The sequence below is a fragment of the Aestuariimicrobium kwangyangense DSM 21549 genome (assembly GCF_000421525.1).
GTDB classification, from domain to species: Bacteria; Actinomycetota; Actinomycetes; order Propionibacteriales; family Propionibacteriaceae; genus Aestuariimicrobium; species Aestuariimicrobium kwangyangense.
Window position 1 is genome coordinate 206646 of record NZ_ATXE01000003.1, and the last position, 19061, is coordinate 225706.

The window sequence follows — 19061 nt, forward strand, 5'->3', positions numbered from 1 at the left end:
CGTCGCAGAGGCAGCAGTCATGAACGAATGGCTGTCGACCCTGCTCGACCACGTCGCAGGGTTCGATCCCGTGGTGCGCATCCTGTTCGCCGGGGTGGGCGTCATGCTCGAGACGTCGATCCTGATCGGCCTGGTGATCCCGGGCGACTCGGTGGTGCTGGTGGCCGCGACGGGCGTCCGCAATCCTCTGGAGTGGGCACTCACGATCGTCGCCGTCGTCGCCGGGGCCCTGGTCGGGGAGTCACTGGGTTTCTACCTCGGACGATGGTTCGGTCCCCGCATCCGCCACTCCTGGCTCGGGCGTCGGATCGGCGAGGAGCACTGGCGCCGAGCTGAGGTCTACCTCACCAGGCGTGGGGGGATCGCGGTGTTCCTGTCCCGATTCCTGCCGGTCCTGCACTCACTGGTTCCGCTGACCGTCGGCATGAGCCGGATGGGCTACCGCACCTTCATCGCATGGACGAGCGCCGCGTGCTCACTGTGGGCCGTCCTGTACGTCACCGTGGGTTGGCGGGCGGCTGAGAGCTACCGCGAGGTGGCCGGGCAACTGGAGTACGCCGGTTACTTCTTCGTCGGCGCCGTGCTGGTCTTCGGGGTGCTGGTGTGGGCGGTCAAGAAGGTGATCGCCCACGTCGAGGCCCGGCACATGCGCGAACCCGAGGTGGGCGATCGGGACTGACCGGCTCAGTGCTGGTCGTCGTAGGGGTTGAAGGTGTCCTTCGGGTCGGCGCCGGGCTGGCTGCCGGGCTGGGATGCCTTCTTGGTCTTGTAGTCGTCGTAGGCCTGCTTGCTCTTGCCGAGCACGGCATCGAGGTGCGTGCTTGACTCGCCCTCGAGCGGCAGTACCAGCCAGGCGATGCCGTAGATGAGGGCAACTGTTCCGCTGGTGGCAATGGTCAGCACGACCACGATCAGGCGCACGATGTTGACGTCGATCTTGGTCTGGCGGGCGATGGACTGGCAGATGCCGGCGACCATCTTGTCGCGGCTGCGGGTCCAGGTGATGTCGGACATGTTCTCTTCCTTCTGTTGGTGACGAGCGTTCGTGGTGGATGTGGGACGTGGGAGGGGTGGGTCCGGTTCAACGGTGGTGACGTCGACTGAGCACCACCCCGAGGATTCCGAGACAGACGAGGTACACCGGGGCAGCCACCCTGACGAAGGCCCACCGCAACTCGTGGCCGGTGGCGATCCACAGAGCCGCGGCTGCGATGGTCAGGAACAGCAGGCCCCAGATGAGGGACGAGACGTCGATGCGGCGGCGGGAGCGCCTGACGGGACGGATGTCGTCGGGCCGGACGAGGTGGGGCATCGTCATGACGTGTGCACCGCCCCCGCGGACCAGGTGAGGTTGAGCACGAGCGTCAGGCGGGGCCCGCTGGAGCCTCCGAGGTCGACGGTCTCGCGGTGGTCGCCCGCCGTGGCGCGCTGGACGGGCGCGATGGAGCGGTCGGCGATCACCTGTTTGGAGCCGGGGCTGTCACCCCGGGTGTCGATCGCCATGGCCGATGCCTTCGAGTTGTAGACGACCGTCACCGGCAGGGTCCCGGGCACGCTCACGGCGACCACCGAACCCACGGCGTCGATCGTGATGGTCGTGTCGTCGGTCAGCACCAGATGGCTCAGGTCGAGATTCCTCGCCTGCCCGACCAGATTGAGGTCGTGGGTCTCGGCGGGGGTCGTCCAGACCAGTTGCTGCATCGTGGGCCCCTGCCGATCGCCGGGGATCACGCCTGCTGGCACCAGCGAGAGAGCCACGACCAGACCCAGGGCGACCATCAGTCGGGGACGTCCCACGAAGGCACCCACCATCAACCCGAGCCCGATCACACACAGAGCTGCGGTGAGGGCGACGAGGTGGTTTCCTGGATCGACCCGGGTGACGGCGGCGTAGGCGCCCACCGCCAGGGCCACGGTGATCAGGCTGCCCCACCACGAGGGACGAGGACCGGTCACCGACCGGGTATGGACCCGCCTCCCAGCTCCGTGCACTGGACGCGGCTGGGCCGTGAGCAGGGGCACCGACGGCCGGGGTGCCTCCGAGTGGGTGAGCGGGGGCGGTACGCGGCCCTCCCGCACCTGCTGCATGCGGGACTGCCATGCCGCCACGGCCCCCCCGAACTCTGTGTCGGGGCGACCGGGAACCTGTCGGACGTGGGCGGAGGCGTCCGCACGGGGCAGCACAAGGGTCGGTTCGTGGCCGGTGACCGGGGCGGATGACCCGGAGCCCCATGGGACCAACGGCGCAGTCGGCCAGTCCGCGGTGGTGGCAGTTGCCGTTCCCGGAGCAGGGGTCGCGACCGCGGAACCCCGAGGCAGCGCGACGGTCGGGAGGGCAGCGGGACCCATGCGGCCCGAGGAGGCGAGGATGGGGGCGGCCGAAACCGCGGACACCCGTGGCGGCAGGACGGAGGCCCGCAGGTGACGCTCGGCATCCAGCTTGGCCACGTGACGTCGTCCCACGGCGGTCATCACCGCGAGCACGACCAACGGGCCGATCCCGAACGGGGTGATGGTGGAGGTCACGACGGTCGCCAGCACCGAGAGCGCGACGATCAGCAGCACCACCTTGCCGGTCGACCAGTCCCGCCAGGCGGGCAACCATCGGGTGATCTTGGCGGGGCCGCCGTCGGCCGGGGGCATCCACAACCACAGGGCGCCGTAGACCACGAGACCGACTCCACCGGACAGCGCCGCCACCACCATCGCGGTGCGGATCAGCAGGGGGTCGACCCGCCAACGCGCGGCCAGGGCAGCGCACACGCCAGCCAACTGACCCTCGCTGGCGCGGGGCTGGCGCACCAGTTCTGCTGTCGGCTGCTCGGTCACCCGCCCATCCTGTCGCACTTGCCTGCCCGATTCATCGGGTGCGACCCTGACCGGGCCATGATCCAGACCCCCGGTCGCTGGCGCCCGGGCCGCACCCGTGTGAGTCTTGAAGCATCATGACCACGCTGCAGCCATCCCAGGACGCGCGACCCCCGTCGCTCGAGCCGAGCGCAGCGCCCCGACCCGCCGATCCGGTCGAGCCGGGCACCTCCGTCACGCCGGCCCCGGACGAACGTCCCGCGCTGAGGCGCGCCGGCGAAGGGGCGTGGGTGGCCGGGGTGGCGCAGGGAATCGCCACGCATCTGGGGTGGCCGCCGCTGCTCGTGCGGGCCGGATTCGTCGCGATGGCCATGTTCAACTTCCTGGGTGTACTGGTCTACGGGGTGCTGTGGGTCGTGCTGCCGGGCCCGCGCGATGCGGCTGAGGCTCCGGGACTCCAGGCCGCTTCCCGCACCGGCAAGCGCCCCCGCCGACAGGTCACCTCCCGCGACTTCGGGGTGGTCAGCGCGCTGGTGGTGGGCGGAGTGGGCGTGGCCTGGCTCACCCAACTCTTCGGGCTGGGACTGCCCCAGCAGATCTTCTGGCCCACCGCCATCGCTGCGGCAGGACTGGCCCTCATCTGGCGGCAGGCGGATGACACCACCGTCGCCGACGACCATCGCACCAGCAAGTGGCTTCGTCCGCTCGTCTCCGGCGGTGGGTGGGCCGTCTGGACGCGGATCGCGCTCGGGGTGGGCATGCTCGGCACCGCCTTCACGATCGTCGTGGGCAACCAGATCGGTTTCGCCAACCTGCCCACCATCCTGTTGCTGAACCTGCTGGTCGTCGCCGGGGTCGGGCTGGTCTCCGCGCCTTGGATCTACCGCGCGCGGCGACGGATGAACGAGGCCACCGAGCAGCGGCTCCTCGCCGATGCCAGGGCCGACATGGCCGCCCATCTGCATGACTCGGTCCTGCAGACCCTCGCTCTCATCCAGCGTCAGTCCACCGATGCACAGGCGGTGGCCAGCCTCGCCCGCCGCCAGGAGCGCGAGCTGCGCGGTTGGTTGTACGGAAGCGCCGACGGCGCTGACGAGACCCACCTGAAGGCGGCACTCGTCCGCGCTGCCCAGGAGGTCGAGGACGAGCGCGGGGTGCCCGTGGAGGTGGTCTGCGTCGGCGACATCGACCTGACCAGCGACCTCTCGGCGATGGTGCAGGCTGCACGTGAGGCGATCATGAATGCGGCCAAGCACTCGGGTGCTGCCAAGATCGACGTGTACGCCGAGGTCGAACCCGAGCAAGTCGAGGTCTTCGTGCGGGATCGCGGCAAGGGATTCGCCGTCGACGAGGTGGCCCACGACCGCCAGGGCGTGCGCAACTCGATCATCGCCCGCATGGAACGACACGGGGGCAGGGCGACGATTCGCTCAGCGCCCCGCGAGGGAACCGACATCAGACTGGAGATGAAGCCATGACGCAGACGCCCGACCTACCCGCCCACCCGAACCCTGCTCCGCGACCGGAGGCTGTGACCGGACCCGTCCCGGTGGTGCTGGTCGACGACCACGCCATGTTCCGGGCCGGGGTGCGGCACGAGTTGACCCGATACCCGGCCCAGGTGCGGGTCGTCGGTGAGGGGGAGGACGTCGAGACCTCCGTGAAGGCGATCCGGGCCACCCGTCCCACTGTCGTGCTGCTCGACGTGCACCTGCCCGGCGGCGGCGGCGCCGAGGTGATCCGCCAGTGTGAGCAGTTGTCGATCCAGGCCGGCGAGGATCCGCTGACGCGCCCCAAGTTCTTGGCGCTGTCCGTCTCGGACGCCGCCGAGGACGTGATCGGCGTGATCCGTGCCGGTGCACGCGGCTACGTCACCAAGTCGATCGAGTCGGACGACCTGGTCGAGGCGATCGGCCGGGTGGCCACCGGCGACGCGGTGTTCTCGCCCCGTCTGGCGGGCTTCGTGCTGGATGCCTTCTCGGGTGCGATCGACATCGCCAGCATCGACGAGGATCTCGACCGGCTCTCGCAGCGCGAGCGTGAGGTCATGAAGCTGATCGCCCGTGGCTACGCCTACAAGGAGGTCGCCCGGGAGTTGTTCATCTCGATCAAGACCGTCGAGACCCACGTGTCGAGCGTGCTACGAAAACTGCAGTTGTCGAACCGACACCAGTTGACCAAGTGGGCCACCGACCGCAAGCTGGTCTGACCAAGGCCGGCAGGTACGCCCCCGGACAAGAAGCAGCCCCCAGACAGAACCAGCCCCGAGACAGAACCAGTCCCGAGACAAGGAACAGCCCCCGCCAACGGCGGGGGCTGTTCGTGTAGAGGAGCGAAATGCCGATCAGACAGCGCGCCCGGTGCGACGCGAGATGAAGCCCCAGATGACCAGGACGATCAGCGCACCCACGATGGCCATGAGCCAGGTGTAGATGCTCCAGAAGGAGCTGATCGGCTTGTTGAACAGTGCCGACCCGATGAACCCGCCGAGGATGGCCCCGACGACACCGAGCAGCAGAGTGATGAGCCATCCGCCGCCCTGACGGCCCGGCATGATGGCCTTGGCGATGGCGCCTGCAATGAGGCCCAGAATGATCCAACCGATGATTCCCATGCGTTCATTCAAGCATCAAACGATCGGACTGCTGCCGAATTCGGGGATTGTTCAGGTGATCTTCACATTTTCACCCCTAGGGGTGGCCGCCGCCGACCCTGTTGGGGACCATGCCGCGAGGCCCAAGAAACGACGTTTCAGAACGTTGGTGCTTCGCCGGAGGTTGAGCTCAGTGTTCCGCGACGGGTGCGTCAGAAGAGGGGCCGCCAGGGCGACAGGAGGTACTCGGTGAACTTCGCCGTCACGCTGCGACGACGCCATTCGTCCTTGGTGAGTTCGACGCAGTTGGTCAGGTCGACGCGGTAGACCTCCTCGAGTTGTGCCGCCACCTCGGGGCTGACGATCTCGGCGTTCACCTCGTAGTTGCCAAGCATGCTCATCCGGTCGAGGTTGGCCGTGCCGATGGTCGACCACACGGAGTCGATGACAGCGGTCTTCGCATGCACCATGGCCCCTTGGTAGAGGAACAGGCGGATGCCCTTCGTCAACAGGTCGTCGTAGAACCCGCGCGAGAGCCAGTCGGCGACCACATGGTTCGACTGGGCGGGCACGATGATGCGCACGTCGGCGCCCCGCTGGCACGCGGCGTGCAGGGCGGCGACCAGGTCGTCGTCGGGGATGAGGTAGGCGTGGGTCAACCAGACGCGCTCGTTGGCCCGGTCGATCGCTTCCAGGTACATGTTGCGGATGGGGTAGACCGCCATGCTGGGGCTGTTCCGGTGGATCTGCACCGGCCCCTCCCACACGCGCTCGCGAGGTGACTCGAGTTCGGGGGTACGGCGGTGGATCCCGAACATGCCTGCCGGGCCGGAGTTCCAGTAGTCGACGAAGGCGTTCTCGATCTCCGCCACGCTCGGGCCGACCACGCGGGCGTGGGTGTCACGCCACCGGTCGGCGTAGAGCGAGCCGATGTTGTAGCCGCCGATGAACGCGATCGCCGAGTCGACCACCAGGAGTTTGCGGTGGTCGCGACCGCCGTTGCGGGGGCGGGGGACCAACCCACCGATGAGCGGGTGACGACCCAGGTGGATCTCGGGCGGCAGTCGGTAGAACGAGGGCTTCACGACCAGGTTCGCGAACCGGTCGTAGACGACGTACACGTCGACCCCGCGGCGGGAGGCTCGGATCAGGCCGTCCTTGAACTTCTGACCCACCTCGTCGCCCTTCCAGATGAAGGTCTCGAAGTAGATGGTGTGCTCGGCCTGGTCGATGGCCGCCAGCATGTCGGCGTAGACGTCCTCGCCGTAGGTGTACACGGTGATCTCGTCGTCCTCGGCCTCGACGGCGTGGGGCGGGGTGGTCGGGAACCGGTGCGGCTTGCGATGGCGACGTCTGATGCTCTCCGCAACGCTCAGCCCGACCATGGTCGCCACCTGGGCGCCCACGGTGATTCCGGTCACCCAGTTGACGACTGATCTGGTCCGCACCCACCACGACATGCCCCTCAGCGTAGGGGACGACGACCGCCGCCGGTTGGCGGGACAACTAGGCTTGGACAGCCATGTCTGACCAGTTGCCCGACCTGTTCTCGTTCCTCGACACCCAACCCGGCCCCGCCGAACGCGCGCCGTTGCCCTCCTTCGTCGACGACAGTGTCGAGCCACCGGCCAAACCGCGCGGCAGTCGCGGTCCCAAACCCGAGGAACTGCTCGACGGGCTGAACACCCCCCAGCGCGAGGCGGTGCTGCACGAGGGCTCGCCGGTGCTGGTGGTGGCGGGCGCGGGCTCGGGCAAGACGCGGGTGCTGACGCGTCGCATCGCCTGGCTGGTGAGCCAGCGTGACGTCCACCCCGGGTCGATCCTGGCGATCACCTTCACCAACAAGGCGGCCGCCGAGATGCGCGCCCGGGTGGTCGACCTGGTGGGTGGTCGGGCCAAGCTGATGTGGGTGTCGACCTTCCACTCGGCGTGCGTGCGCATCCTTCGGGCCGAGATCGACAAGTTCGGGTACAAGCGCACCTTCTCGATCTACGACGACACCGACTCGAAGCGACTCATGTCGCTGGTGTTGCGCGACCTCGACCTCGACCCGAAGAAGTACCCGGTGCGCTCGGTGATGAACTGGGTCTCGAACCGCAAGAACGACCTGGTCGACTTCGAGCGGGCCATCCGCGACTTCGGAGGCTCGAACGAGCAGGTCTTCGCCGAGATCTACGGGGAGTACCAGCGCAGGCTGAAGGCGGCTGAAGCGTTGGACTTCGACGACCTGATCATGACGACGGTGCACCTGTTCCAGGCGTTCCCCGAGGTCAGGGAGCAGTACCGCAGGCGGTTCCGGCACGTGCTCGTGGATGAGTACCAGGACACCAACCAGGCCCAGTACCAACTGATCCGCCAACTGTGCGGGGTGCTGTCGGACGAGGAGATGGCTGGCTTCGATGCGGTCGCGACCGATCCCGCAGAACTGATGGTGGTGGGCGACTCCGACCAGTCGATCTACGCCTTCCGTGGTGCGACGATCCGCAACATCCTGGACTTCGACTCCGACTTCCCCGGCGCCCGGACCATCTTGTTGGAGCAGAACTACCGCTCGACCCAGAACGTGCTGACAGCGGCCAACGCGGTCATCCGCAACAACTCCGGACGTCCCGACAAGCAACTGTGGTCGCAGGCCGGTGAGGGTGACCTGGTGGTCGGCTACGTCGCCGACACCGAGCACGACGAGGCGAACTTCATCGCCAACGAGATCGATGCCCTGTCTGACGCGGGCACCTCGCGCTACGGCGACACCGCGATCTTCTATCGCACCAATGCCCAGTCCCGGGCGTTCGAGGAGGTGTTCATCCGCACCGGCATTCCCTACCGCATCGTGGGAGGTGTGAGGTTCTACGAGCGCCGCGAGATCCGTGACGCCATCGCGTACCTGCGCGCCATCGCCAACCCGGCCGACGACGTCTCGGTTCGGCGCATCCTCAACGTGCCCAAGCGAGGCATCGGTGACAAGGCCGAACAGGCCGTCGAGGCGCTGGCCGTCAGCGAGCGGATCCCCTTCGGGCAGGCGCTGGACAGGGTCGATGAGATCACCGAGCTCGCGACCAGGTCGCGCACCCAGCTGCGGGAGTTCGCAGCGATGATGGCGCGCCACCGGGCCATGGTCGACCAGAAGGTTCCCGCGAACGAGATCCTCACCTCGATCCTGAAGGAGTCGGGGTACCTGCAGGAGCTGGAGCACTCGTCCGACCCGCAGGACCAGACCCGGCTGGAGAACCTGGTGGAGCTGGTGGCGGTCGCCCAGGAGTTCGTGGTCAAGGTCAACGCCCTCGACATCACCGATCTGGACGAGGACGACCTGGACGCGCTGGACGAGGGGGAGCAGATCACCGGGCTGGCCGCCGGCATGCCCGAGGCCGACGATTCGCTGGCGGCCTTCCTGGAGCGCACGGCCCTGGTCGCGGACTCGGACTCCATCCCCGACGACGGGAGTGGGGCGGGAGTGGTGACCCTGATGACGCTGCACACGGCCAAGGGGCTCGAGTTCGACACGGTCTTCCTGACCGGCCTCGAGGACGGCGTCTTCCCGCACATGCGTGCGTTGGTGGACCCGGCGGAGCTGGCCGAGGAGCGACGGCTCGCCTACGTGGGCATCACCCGGGCCCGCAAGCGGCTGTACCTCTCCCGAGCCGCCGTGCGTACGGCGTGGGGCGCTCCTGCCTACAACCCTCCGTCGCGCTTCCTCGACGAGATCCCCGCGCACCTGCTCGACTGGCGACGCACCGGGGCGGCGCTGACCTCGTGGGCCGCCCAGTCCGCCACGCGCACCAGGCAGGCCCGGCAGGCGACGTCATGGTCGGGGGCGTCCGGTTCGTCCGGTGGTGTGTCGTTCGGAAACGGACGCGGGGTGCTCCCCGCCTCGGCCAAGCCGAAGGCCGCGCTCGTGGTGAAGCCCGGCGACCGGGTGCTGCACACGGTGTTCGGGATGGGCACGGTGGTGGCGACCAGCGGGTCGGGGGACCAGGCGCGCGCCGACGTGAACTTCGGTTCGGGTGGCGTGAAGCGTTTCATGCTGAAGCACGCCCCGATGGAAAAGCTCTGACGGGTAGCGCGGGGGATGGGTCCCCGAAGGATCAGCCTTCGGCGGAGCGGCCGGTCGAAGGGGAGATTCTGTGGAGGAGACGCGTCAGGGGGGAGCTTCAGGGAAGCTCAGATGCCCACGCCGATGGCCCGCAGGAAGGCAAGCGGGTTGCCGGTGCTGTACACGTCTCCGGGGGTGGTGCCGGCGGGGTAGTACTCGAAGTGCAGGTGGCAGCCGAAGGATCGTCCGGTGTTGCCCACGTAGCCGATCAGCTGGCCGGCCTTGACGACCTGTCCCTGTGCGACCGCATGGCGGGACAGGTGGGCGTAGAGGGTCGAGGTGCCGTTGGCGTGGTTGAGCACGAGCGAGTAGCCGGCCCAGCCGCCCACCGAGGTGCCGACGACACCGGTGCTTGCGGCGTAGACGGGGGTCCCGCAGGCAGCGACGAAGTCCTGACCCGTGTGGTACCTGGCCCACGACCCGGTCGCGCCGAACCCCGCACCCATGTGGAAGGTGCCGGCCTTGAGCGGCAACGATCCGCCACCCGAACTGGTCAGGATCGAGAGGTCGACCGGACCAGTGGTGGACCCGCCCGAGGACTTCAACAGCGCAGCGGCCTTGACCTTCTCCTGCTTGATGCGACCGGCCTCCTTCTTGACCTTGGCGACATCGGCATCCATCAACTGCTGCAGCTGCTTCTGCTGGGCCGCGGCCTGGGCCGACGTCACGTCGGCGTTGGTCTCGCCCAGTTCGACGGAACGGCTGGAGTTGGTGGTGTTGTTCAGCTCGGCACTGAGCTGGGCCCGCACGCTGTTGCGGTTCACCGTGGTGCCGCGCTGTTCGAAGGCCTTCAGGGCCCCCTGGTCCTGGGCTGCCGGCTTGTTCAGCCGGGCCTCGATCGCCTGCTGCTCGGCCGACAGAGTCTTGTCGATCGGCTTCGCGGAGGACGTGTCGGGCGCGTTGCGGTCGACCATCGACGAGGTCTGGTCCTGCTTCGACGCTGACGCGGAGGCGGCCGTGACGACGCCGACGGCGACGCCCAGACTGAGGCTGGCCGCGACCACGCCGGTCACGAGCGGGCGAACGACCGAGCGGGGAGGGCGATCGCGCTCGAACTCGACGGCCGGGGCGACGCGCGCGCGCAGGGTGCGTGTGTTGCGCAGGTTGCGCACTGCCTCGCTGTTGGTCACCTGGGGTTCCTCCACTGGGTCGACATCCTCGGACAGCTTAAGGACTTCTCAGGATTCTGCCAAATTCTCTCAGGAACTGTGGACAACTGCTGGCAACCACGGCCCTCGGGCTGGGCATGGGGCCTCGTCGCTGTTGGTAGGCTCGCTGCGGAGTCGCAACCCTGACGGGCGGCCCCGAACCAGGACGTCAGGCACAACTTCAGGGAAGAAGCGCGGGAGTGGACCTCTTCGAATACCAGGCCAGAGACATGTTCGAGGCGCACGGCGTTCCGGTGTTGCGCGGCATCGTGGCCGAGTCGCCGGAGCAGGCCCAACTGGCCGCCGAACAACTCGGCACCCCGGTGGTCGTGGTCAAGGCCCAGGTCAAGACCGGCGGACGGGGCAAGGCCGGTGGTGTGAAGCTGGCTCGCTCGCCCCAGGAGGCAGCCGAACACGCTCGGGCGATCCTGGGCAGTGACATCAACGGCCACACGGTGCACCAGGTGATGGTCACCGAGGGCGCCGACATCGCCGTCGAGTACTACTTCTCCCTCCTGCTCGACCGCGCCAACCGTCGCTATCTGGCCATGTGCTCCGCCCAGGGTGGTGTCGACATCGAGACCCTCGCCAAGGAGCACCCGGAGGCGCTGGCGAAGGTGCCCGTCGACCCCCGGGTCGGCATCGACGACGACAAGGCGGGCGAGATCCTCGAGCAGGCCGGCTTCGCCGTCAGGGACGCCGTGGTGATCGCACCGGTGCTGAAGAAGCTCTGGGAGGTCTACCAGGCCGAGGACGCCACGCTGGTGGAGGTCAACCCATTGGTGAAGACCGGCGCCGGGCGCATCATCGCCCTCGACGGCAAGGTCAGCCTCGACGAGAACGCCGACTTCAGGCACCCCCAGCACGAGGCCCTGGCCGACGACACGGGCACCGACCCGCTCGAGATGAGGGCCAAGGAGAAGGGGCTCAACTACGTCAAGCTCGACGGGTCCGTCGGCGTCATCGGCAACGGTGCCGGCCTGGTGATGAGCACCCTCGACGTGGTGGCGAATGCCGGTGCCGACCTCCCCGGAGCCCCGCGTCCCGCGAACTTCCTCGACATCGGTGGCGGAGCGTCCGCGCAGGTGATGGCCAACGGGCTGGGCATCATCCTCGCCGACCCCCAGGTGAAGAGTGTCTTCGTCAACGTCTTCGGCGGCATCACCGCCTGCAATGAGGTCGCGAACGGCATCGTCCACGCCATGAAGATGCTGGGCGACGTCGCCTCGAAGCCGCTCGTCGTCCGTCTGGACGGCAACGCCGTCGAGGTCGGTCGCGAGATCCTGCGGGAGTTCGCACACCCGCTGGTGACGGTCGTCGACACGATGGACGCCGCGGCCCGCAAGGCCGCAGAACTCGCCGCGGACACGGCAACGACCGACCCGGGCCAGTCAGACACCCCCACAGCACCCATCCCGCGCGCCGACGCCGCGACGAGCCAGGAGGCCTGAGCATGTCGATCCTGCTCACCAGCAAGTCCAAGATCATCGTCCAGGGCATGACCGGCTCGGAGGGTCGCAAGCACACCCAGCGCATGATCATGTCGGGGTCGCGCATCGTCGGCGGGGTGACCCCCGGCAAGGGAGGCCAGTCCATCCGCTTCGAGGAGGACGGGGTCAAAGTCTATGACTCGGTGCACGAGGCGAAGGAAGCCACCGACGCCAACGTGAGCGTGATCTTCGTGCCGGCCGCCCACACCAAGAAAGCCGTGCTCGAGGCCATCGACGCCAGGATGGAACTGGTCGTCTGCATCACCGAGGGAGTGCCGGTCGGCGACACCGCCGAGTTCTTCGCGGCCGCCGAGGAATCCGGCACCACCCGGCTGATCGGCCCCAACTGCCCCGGCGTGATCTCACCCGGCAAGTCGAACGCCGGCATCATCCCGGCCAACATCTCGGGCCCGGGGCCGGTCGGACTGGTCTCGAAGTCGGGCACCCTGACCTATCAGATGATGTACGAACTGCGCGATCACGGTTTCTCCACCGCCGTCGGTATCGGCGGTGACCCCATCGTCGGTACCACCCACATCGACTGCCTGCGTGCCTTCCAGGACGACCCCGAGACCGAGGCGATCGTGATGATCGGTGAGATCGGTGGTGACGCCGAGGAGCGTGCGGCGGAGTTCATCCGCCAGTACGTCACCAAGCCGGTGGTCGGCTACGTGGCGGGCTTCACCGCGCCCGAGGGCCGGACGATGGGGCACGCGGGTGCGATCGTGTCGGGTTCCGCGGGCACCGCCCAGGCCAAGAAGGAGGCCTTGGAGGCGGCCGGCGTCCAGGTCGGTCGAACCCCCTCGGAGACCGCCGCCCTGATGCGGGAGATCCTGGGTCAGCGTCGACGCTGACGCAGTCACTTCGTCAACGTGGAGCGCTGACCTGCCCGCGCGTTGAGCTGCAGCCAGGAGTCGGCCGGGTAGTCGTACGACGGGGCCACCTTCGAGACGGTGTAGGTGACGCGGTCGTTGGCCGACGACACCCCCACGCGGAACAGCACGGTGGCGTTCCCGCCGGTCTTCTGTTCCACGAGCCAGACCTTGCCCGACACCTTGGCACGGTCCTGGCCGGTGATGGTGAAGGTGCGCGACGACTTGATGGTGGCGGTGCCACCACGCTTGGCACATCCGTCGATGTTGCCCGTCAGCTTGGTCGCGAAGGCCGTGGCTCCAGCGGGGTCGGCGAAGGTGTACTGCACCTCGTCGATGCCGAACTGGTCGGGCGCGGCGTCATCCTGGCTGAGCAGGTATGACCGCTGTTCGCGCTTGGACGGCCCGGGGGCCGTGGCCAGGGTCAGGTTCTCGCAGCCGGACCCCACCGAGGTGACCTTGGCCACCTCGGTGGCGTTCCAGCGACCCTGCCCCGCCGTGAGCCGGGGGAGGTCGGACTCCGCCAGCCAGCCGAGGACGGGTGTTGCCGGGATGGCCGTCACCTGGGCCTTCGGAGTGGCTGGGGCCGTGCCCCGGCTGGCGGTGGCCAGTCGTCCGAGGGTGGGCGCGGTGGCATCCAACAGTTTCTGGGTGTCGAGCTTGGACGCGTTGTTGGCGCCGTCGACCATGGTCACGCTCACCCCGGTGCGCGCGATGATCACCGTGTGGTACTGCAGGGGATTGTCCTGGAAGGCCACGGTGACCGAGAACGACTCGTCGGCGGCCTGGGTGATCGCATCGGCCGACGACAGGAACGCCGGCACGTCGTTGCAGGCGGCCAGGGCTGCGAAGTCGATCGAGTAGGCCTTCTTGGCCGACGCCTCGTCGGCGTACGCGTCGATGCGCTGCAGCAGTGCGGTCTGGCTGGCCGAGGTGCTGACCAGGCCCCGCTGACGGGTGATCACCGGGTTGGGCAGGCCCTGCCTGTTCGACATGCAGGTGATGCCGGGGGCGGTGGCCGGGATCGTCTCGAGGGTCTCGGCTGCCCGCCAACCCTGGGCGCCGAGCGACCGGGTGGCTTCGTCGGCGGTGATCATCATCTCGCTGGTGAGCGCGCCCGAGGTCTTCGCCGAGGAGAGCGCCGATGAACCCGACGCGCTCGCGGTGACGGTGCTCGACGTGGTGGGGCTCTGGGTCAGTTCCCGCACCCCCCAGAACACTCCTGCGGCCACCGCCACGGCGGCGACCGCGGCGACCACCGTCATGCCCCGGCGCCGCGAGTGGCGGCGACCCGCCACCAGTTCGTCATGGTGGCCGGGGGCGCTTTCCACGTGGGCGCGGCTCGACCCGGGCGACTCGTGCCCGATGGAGCGGGCCGATTCGGGCCCCGTGATGCCCGGACGTGAACTCACGGCCTCATCCGCCAGATGGGGCCGGTGGGAGATGCTGCCGACTGCGGTGGCCGGGACGCCACCGTCCGGCTGGGCCAGACCCGGTTCGGCCAGACTCGTCTGGGAGGGGCTGGCGGAATCTGCGACCTGCGGGTCGGCGCTGTCGGTCGGTGGCATGGGGGGAGGCGCCGTTCCGGGCCGCATGAAAGCGGCATGGTGATGGGGCACAGCCGGGGCCGCACTCACGGCGACGTCACCCGCCATTTCGTCCGGGGATTCCTCGCGGGTGCGGCGTCCGCCGCGGGCCGGAGTCGCTGAGGTATCGTCGGGCGCGCCGTGGTCGCCATCGGCGTCCACGGCTTCGGCACCCCGCCGGGGTACGAATGGTGGGTGGTCGGTCACTCGGTCACCTCGGCTCATGTCTGGGGGCGCGGGGTGGCCCCGCGCATCACCTGACGAGTTTACCTGAGCGATACTCAGGATCCGATTTCGTAGGAAAGGTGGTCGTCGGTGGCATCGTCCGACAACAGGCGCCGCACCCGCAAGCAGCGTGGCTTCGACGTCGAGGTGGACGGGGGTCGCGCCACCGACGAGCGCCCGGCAGTGACGCTGTGGTGGCCGCTGGCCAGCGTGGGCGCGGGGATGGTCTCGGCACTCGCCCTGTGGCTGGTGGTGACGGGCATCGTGGTCGCCGGTTGGACCGCGACCCCCGACATCGCACTGTCGAGCGTGCTGCGCACATCGACGCGGTTCTGGCTGCTCGGCTACTTCGCCCCGGCGACCCTGGCCGATGTCACGGTCACCCTGACCCCGCTGGGGTTGTCCCTCGCCATGGCGGTGGTCACCACCTGGCTCGGTGGATGGGCTGCTGGGGTGGCCCGTCGGGCCGCCGACGAGGAGCTCTCCCAGCGCGAGCGCGGTCGCATCGTCGCCCGCACAGCGGGTCTGTTCACCCTCTCGCACGTGGTGATGGTGATGGTCGCCAGCTTCGCCGTGGCCAGTGGCGAGCACACCGCCCGGGCGCTGATCGGATCGGTCCTGCTCGCCGGCGGGTCGGCCGTCCTGGGAGCGGGGCGCGCCTGCGAGTGGCATCCCCTGCTCGACCTGCCGATGTGGGCCCGAGCCCTCCCGCGCGCCGTGGGGGTTGCCATGCTCACCATGGTGGGTTGCGGGGCTGCGGCGCTGTTCGTCCAGCTCGTGCGCAGACGTCACGAGGTCGAAGCCCTGCACCTCGCCCTCGGTGCGGGTGCGGTCGGAGGGGTGCTCGTGCTGCTGCTGCAACTGTTGTGGCTGCCCAATCTTGTCGTCTGGATGTCGGCCTGGGCGCTGGGGGCCGGGTTCAGCCTCGGCGACGGATCGACCGTCAGCCCCGCCGCCAACCAGACCGGGCTGCTGCCCGGCATCCCGGTGCTGGCTGCGGTGCCTGCGTCGGGCGCGGGCCCGGTCGGGACGTGGTGGTGGTTGGCATCAGGAGTGCTCGCCGGAGCGCTGGCCGCGCTGGTGATCCTTCGCGCCCGACCTCGCGCCCGGTTCGACGAGACGGCCCTGGTGGGCGGGCTCGCCGGCGTGCTCGCGGGCGTGGGCATGGTCGCCCTGGGCTGGCTGTCGATGGGCGACCTGGGCAGCAACCGGCTGACGGGTCTGGGCCCGAGGCTGACCCCTCTGTTCGTGATGTCACCCACGCTGATGGGCCTCGCCGGAGTGCTGACCGGGTTCGCCGTGGGCCTGCTGCGACGGCCCCGGGCCGAGGCCGAACGCATCCCGGTCGAGCACGACCAGGACGACCCGGCCCGATAGGGTGGCGCGGTGACCTGTCGTGTGGTGGTGCTCGTTTCGGGCAGCGGAACGCTGCTGCAGAGCCTGCTCGACCACACCGCCGCCCGTGAGGACGTGGCCGTGGTCGCCGTCGGTTCCGATCGTGACCACATCGAGGGTCTGGCGCGGGCCGAACGTGCCGGCGTGCCCACGTTCGTCCACCCCTATGCCAAGGGCAGCGACAGGGCCGCGTGGGACGAGGAACTCACCCGGCTCGTCGATGCCCACCACCCCGACCTGGTGGTCAGCGCGGGATTCATGAAACTCGTCGGCGCCGCCTTCCTGGCCCGGTTCGGTGGGCGGACGATCAACACCCACCCCGCGCTGCTGCCCAGCTTCCCGGGCATGCACGGCGCCCGCGATGCCCTTGCCCACGGTGTGAAGCTGACCGGTGCCACCGTCTTCATGGTCGATCCGGGCGTCGACACCGGGACCATCCTCGCCCAGGGCGCCGTGCCCGTGCTGCCCGACGACACGGTCGAGAGCCTGCACGAACGCATCAAGGTCGTGGAGCGCGACCTGTTGGTGCAGGTGGTCGACGAGTTCGCCACCGCCCACGCCACCCGACCAGGGACCAACCAGCGCACCCCCAGCATGCCGACCACCCCGGAATACCCCCAGCACGCCGAAGACCCCCAGCACGCCGAAGACCCCCAGTACACCGACCACCCCCACCAGCCAGGACAGCAGCCACCAGGAGAACTGATGAACGATCGCCTTCCCATCAAGCGAGCCCTCGTCTCGGTCTACGACAAGACCGGGCTGACCGACCTGGGGGCCGCGTTGGCGGCAGCAGGTGTCGAGATCGTGTCGACGGGTTCGACGGCCAAGACCCTGGAGGCAGCCGGTGTGGCGGTCACCCCCGTGGAGGCGGTGACGGGCTTCCCCGAGTGCCTCGACGGCCGGGTCAAGACCCTGCACCCCAAGGTGCACGCCGGCATCCTCGCGGACCGCCGTCTGGAGAGTCATCGTCAGCAACTGGACGACCTCGGCGTCGCCCCCTTCGACCTGGTCGTGGTCAACCTGTACCCGTTCACGCAGACGGTCGCCTCGGGGGCCACCCCCGACGAGTGCGTGGAGCAGATCGACATCGGCGGGCCCTCGATGGTGCGTGCCGCCGCCAAGAACCATCCGAGCGTTGCGATCGTCACCTCACCCGCACGCTACTCGCAGGTGGCCGAGGCCCTCTCGGAGGGCGGGTTCACCTACCAGGAGCGCAAGGTGCTGGCCGCCCAGGCCTTCCAGCACACCGCCGAGTACGACATCGCGGTGGCTTCCTGGATGGGATCGGTGCTCACCGACTCGTCCGAGGGTGACGGCTTCCCGGCCTTCATCGGTGGGGCGTGGCACAAGCTCGGCACCCTGCGCTACGGCGAGAACGCCCACCAGGGCGCCGCGCTCTACTCCTACCCGGCCGGCCCCGCGGGCATCACCCAGGCCCAGCAGTTGCACGGCAAGGAGATGAGCTACAACAACTACACCGACGGTGACGCCGCCTACCGTGCCGCGTACGACTTCGAGGCGCCGGCGGTGGCGATCATCAAGCACGCCAACCCCTGCGGCATCGCCGTCGGTGCCGACGTCGCCGAAGCACACCGCAAGGCCCACGAGTGCGATCCCGTCTCGGCCTTCGGTGGGGTGATCGCCACCAACCGGCCGGTCTCGGTCGAGATGGCCAAGCAGGTCGCAGAGGTGTTCACCGAGGTGATCATCGCCCCCGCCTACGAGGAGGGTGCCGTCGAAGTGCTGCAGGCCAAGAAGAACGTGCGCATCCTGGTGGCCCCCCCGTACACCCACCGTCAGCGTCAACTGCATCCCATCTCGGGGGGTGCGCTGCTGCAGCAACCCGACCGGATCGATGCCCCCGGTGATGCGGTCGAGAACTGGCAGTTGGTGGCCGGCGAGGCGGCCGACGAGGCCACACTTGCCGACCTCGAGTTCGCCTGGCGGGCCTGCCGGGCCGTGAAGTCGAATGCCATCCTGCTGGCCAGCGGCGGCGCCTCGGTCGGTGTGGGCATGGGTCAGGTGAACCGGGTCGACTCCTGCAAGCTGGCCGTTGAGCGCGCCGGGGACCGTGCCCCGGGCTCGGTCGCTGCCTCCGATGCGTTCTTCCCGTTCCCTGACGGGCCCCAGATCCTGCTCGACGCCGGGGTGAAGGCGATCGTGCAGCCCGGTGGGTCGATGCGCGACGAGCAGACCATCGAGGCCGCCAGGGCAGCCGGGGTCAGCATGTACTTCACCGGTACCCGCCACTTCTTCCACTGAGGGCGGCCGATGGACGATCCCCAGATGGACGCGCCGACCGGCCCCGGCCCCGGCACGCCGGATCCCGGACCGGGTGAGAGCTCAACCGGACAGGGGGCCTCCCGTGGACGGAGAGGCCGGGAGCAGGGTGCGGAGGAGCGCCGTCGTTTCAGGCTGGCGGCCGCCGCGTCGGCGCGCGGCGTCAACCAGTGGCCGCTGCTGGCCGTGCTGGGCTGCCTGGCGGTCGCCTTCGGCGTGGTGGCCACCGGTCACTGGCGCAAGGGTGCGTTCGCCGTCGGTTGCGCGGTGCTGTTCGCCGGCTTCCTGCGCGCCGTCCTGCCCGCCAAGACGGTGGGCCTCCTGGCAGTGAGGGCGCGTTGGTTCGACACCCTTCTGCTGGTGCTCAGTGGGGGAGCGATGCTGGTGCTCACCATGCTGGTCCCGCCGTCACCCCCGCGCTGAGCGAGCCGGCCTGAGCCGTCACCCCGCCACGCGACCCGCCCGTCGACCCGATAGGGTCGTTCCTGACCGTCGGCCTCGTCCGATCCAGGAACGGACCTGACAGACGAGCCGCCGCACACATCCGTTCCGTGGAAAGAGGACGACA

General features: G+C 68.9%; 15 protein-coding genes and 2 pseudogenes. 10 read left to right on the top strand and 7 right to left on the bottom strand.

Translation table 11 applies throughout. The features are described 5' to 3' along the window. Nucleotides 1–19: 19 nt before the first annotated feature. On the top strand, nucleotides 20–679 hold the full coding sequence (locus H507_RS0110945) for a DedA family protein (protein WP_026378106.1): 660 nt from the start codon (nucleotides 20–22) through the stop codon (nucleotides 677–679). A gap of 5 nt (nucleotides 680–684) precedes the next feature. On the opposite strand, the gene H507_RS16310 is transcribed toward H507_RS0110945, so the two are convergent. The 3 genes from H507_RS16310 to H507_RS0110960 all read right to left on the bottom strand — a co-directional run bounded on the left by H507_RS16310 (nucleotide 685) and on the right by H507_RS0110960 (nucleotide 2829). Further along, nucleotides 685–1014, bottom strand: a complete 330-nt coding sequence (locus H507_RS16310; protein WP_022910757.1) for a PspC domain-containing protein — start codon at nucleotides 1012–1014, stop codon at nucleotides 685–687. 67 nt (nucleotides 1015–1081) lie between these two features. Beyond that, a complete protein-coding gene (locus H507_RS0110955) occupies nucleotides 1082–1318 on the bottom strand; it encodes a hypothetical protein (RefSeq protein WP_026378107.1) in 237 nt (78 codons plus the stop codon). Then, nucleotides 1315–2829: a PspC domain-containing protein gene (locus tag H507_RS0110960; RefSeq protein WP_022910759.1), complete on the bottom strand. Its 1515-nt coding sequence runs from the start codon at nucleotides 2827–2829 to the stop codon at nucleotides 1315–1317. The genes H507_RS0110955 and H507_RS0110960 overlap by 4 nt, the downstream gene beginning before the upstream one ends. 116 nt (nucleotides 2830–2945) lie before the next feature. Here H507_RS0110960 and H507_RS16315 point away from each other — a divergent pair, with 116 nt between their 5' ends. Continuing rightward, the gene (locus tag H507_RS16315; RefSeq protein WP_022910760.1) at nucleotides 2946–4286 is read left to right on the top strand and encodes an ATP-binding protein; all 1341 of its coding nucleotides are present in this window, start codon (nucleotides 2946–2948) and stop codon (nucleotides 4284–4286) included. Then, entirely contained in the window at nucleotides 4283–5017 is a 735-nt protein-coding gene (locus tag H507_RS0110970; RefSeq protein ID WP_022910761.1) for a LuxR C-terminal-related transcriptional regulator, read from the top strand. The genes H507_RS16315 and H507_RS0110970 overlap by 4 nt, the downstream gene beginning before the upstream one ends. 135 nt (nucleotides 5018–5152) lie before the next feature. Here H507_RS0110970 and H507_RS0110975 read toward each other — a convergent pair whose 3' ends face one another. Together H507_RS0110975 and H507_RS0110980 are read right to left on the bottom strand one after the other, a co-directional pair. Further along, the gene (locus H507_RS0110975) at nucleotides 5153–5422 is read right to left on the bottom strand and encodes a GlsB/YeaQ/YmgE family stress response membrane protein (RefSeq protein WP_022910762.1); all 270 of its coding nucleotides are present in this window, start codon (nucleotides 5420–5422) and stop codon (nucleotides 5153–5155) included. Between the two features lie 191 nt (nucleotides 5423–5613). Further along, nucleotides 5614–6861 (bottom strand): phospholipase D-like domain-containing protein, encoded by a 1248-nt coding sequence (locus H507_RS0110980; RefSeq protein ID WP_022910763.1) that lies wholly within the window; start codon nucleotides 6859–6861, stop codon nucleotides 5614–5616. 62 nt (nucleotides 6862–6923) lie between these two features. On the opposite strand from H507_RS0110980, the gene pcrA reads away from it, so the two are divergent. Then, nucleotides 6924–9455: a DNA helicase PcrA gene (pcrA, locus tag H507_RS0110985; protein WP_022910764.1), complete on the top strand. Its 2532-nt coding sequence runs from the start codon at nucleotides 6924–6926 to the stop codon at nucleotides 9453–9455. 107 nt (nucleotides 9456–9562) lie between these two features. On the opposite strand, the gene H507_RS17415 is transcribed toward pcrA, so the two are convergent. Beyond that, nucleotides 9563–10624 carry a M23 family metallopeptidase gene (locus tag H507_RS17415; RefSeq protein WP_157438965.1) on the bottom strand — a complete coding sequence of 354 codons (1062 nt, stop codon included), beginning with the start codon at nucleotides 10622–10624 and terminating at the stop codon, nucleotides 9563–9565. 218 nt (nucleotides 10625–10842) lie between these two features. On the opposite strand from H507_RS17415, the pseudogene sucC reads away from it, so the two are divergent. After that, nucleotides 10843–12015 (top strand): annotated as a pseudogene (sucC, locus tag H507_RS16325) (ADP-forming succinate--CoA ligase subunit beta); the annotation flags it as partial. An 80-nt stretch (nucleotides 12016–12095) separates the two neighbouring features. Continuing rightward, nucleotides 12096–12986: a succinate--CoA ligase subunit alpha gene (gene sucD / locus H507_RS0111000; protein ID WP_022910767.1), complete on the top strand. Its 891-nt coding sequence runs from the start codon at nucleotides 12096–12098 to the stop codon at nucleotides 12984–12986. A gap of 5 nt (nucleotides 12987–12991) precedes the next feature. On the opposite strand, the gene H507_RS0111005 is transcribed toward sucD, so the two are convergent. Further along, complete coding sequence (locus H507_RS0111005) at nucleotides 12992–14572, bottom strand: hypothetical protein (protein WP_157438966.1); 1581 nt, start codon at nucleotides 14570–14572, stop codon at nucleotides 12992–12994. 333 nt (nucleotides 14573–14905) lie between these two features. Between H507_RS0111005 and H507_RS0111015 the strand changes: the two genes are divergently transcribed. From H507_RS0111015 to H507_RS18085, 4 genes and pseudogenes are all read left to right on the top strand, one after another. Beyond that, nucleotides 14906–16192: a cell division protein PerM gene (locus H507_RS0111015; protein WP_022910770.1), complete on the top strand. Its 1287-nt coding sequence runs from the start codon at nucleotides 14906–14908 to the stop codon at nucleotides 16190–16192. Nucleotides 16193–16201: 9 nt separating this feature from the next. Continuing rightward, a pseudogene (gene purN, locus H507_RS17975) lies at nucleotides 16202–16822 on the top strand (phosphoribosylglycinamide formyltransferase); the annotation flags it as partial. Nucleotides 16823–16915: 93 nt separating this feature from the next. Next, the gene (purH, locus tag H507_RS0111020) at nucleotides 16916–18475 is read left to right on the top strand and encodes a bifunctional phosphoribosylaminoimidazolecarboxamide formyltransferase/IMP cyclohydrolase (protein WP_026378110.1); all 1560 of its coding nucleotides are present in this window, start codon (nucleotides 16916–16918) and stop codon (nucleotides 18473–18475) included. 9 nt (nucleotides 18476–18484) lie between these two features. Beyond that, nucleotides 18485–18916 (top strand): DUF3017 domain-containing protein, encoded by a 432-nt coding sequence (locus H507_RS18085; RefSeq protein WP_022910772.1) that lies wholly within the window; start codon nucleotides 18485–18487, stop codon nucleotides 18914–18916. Nucleotides 18917–19061: the final 145 nt, after the last annotated feature.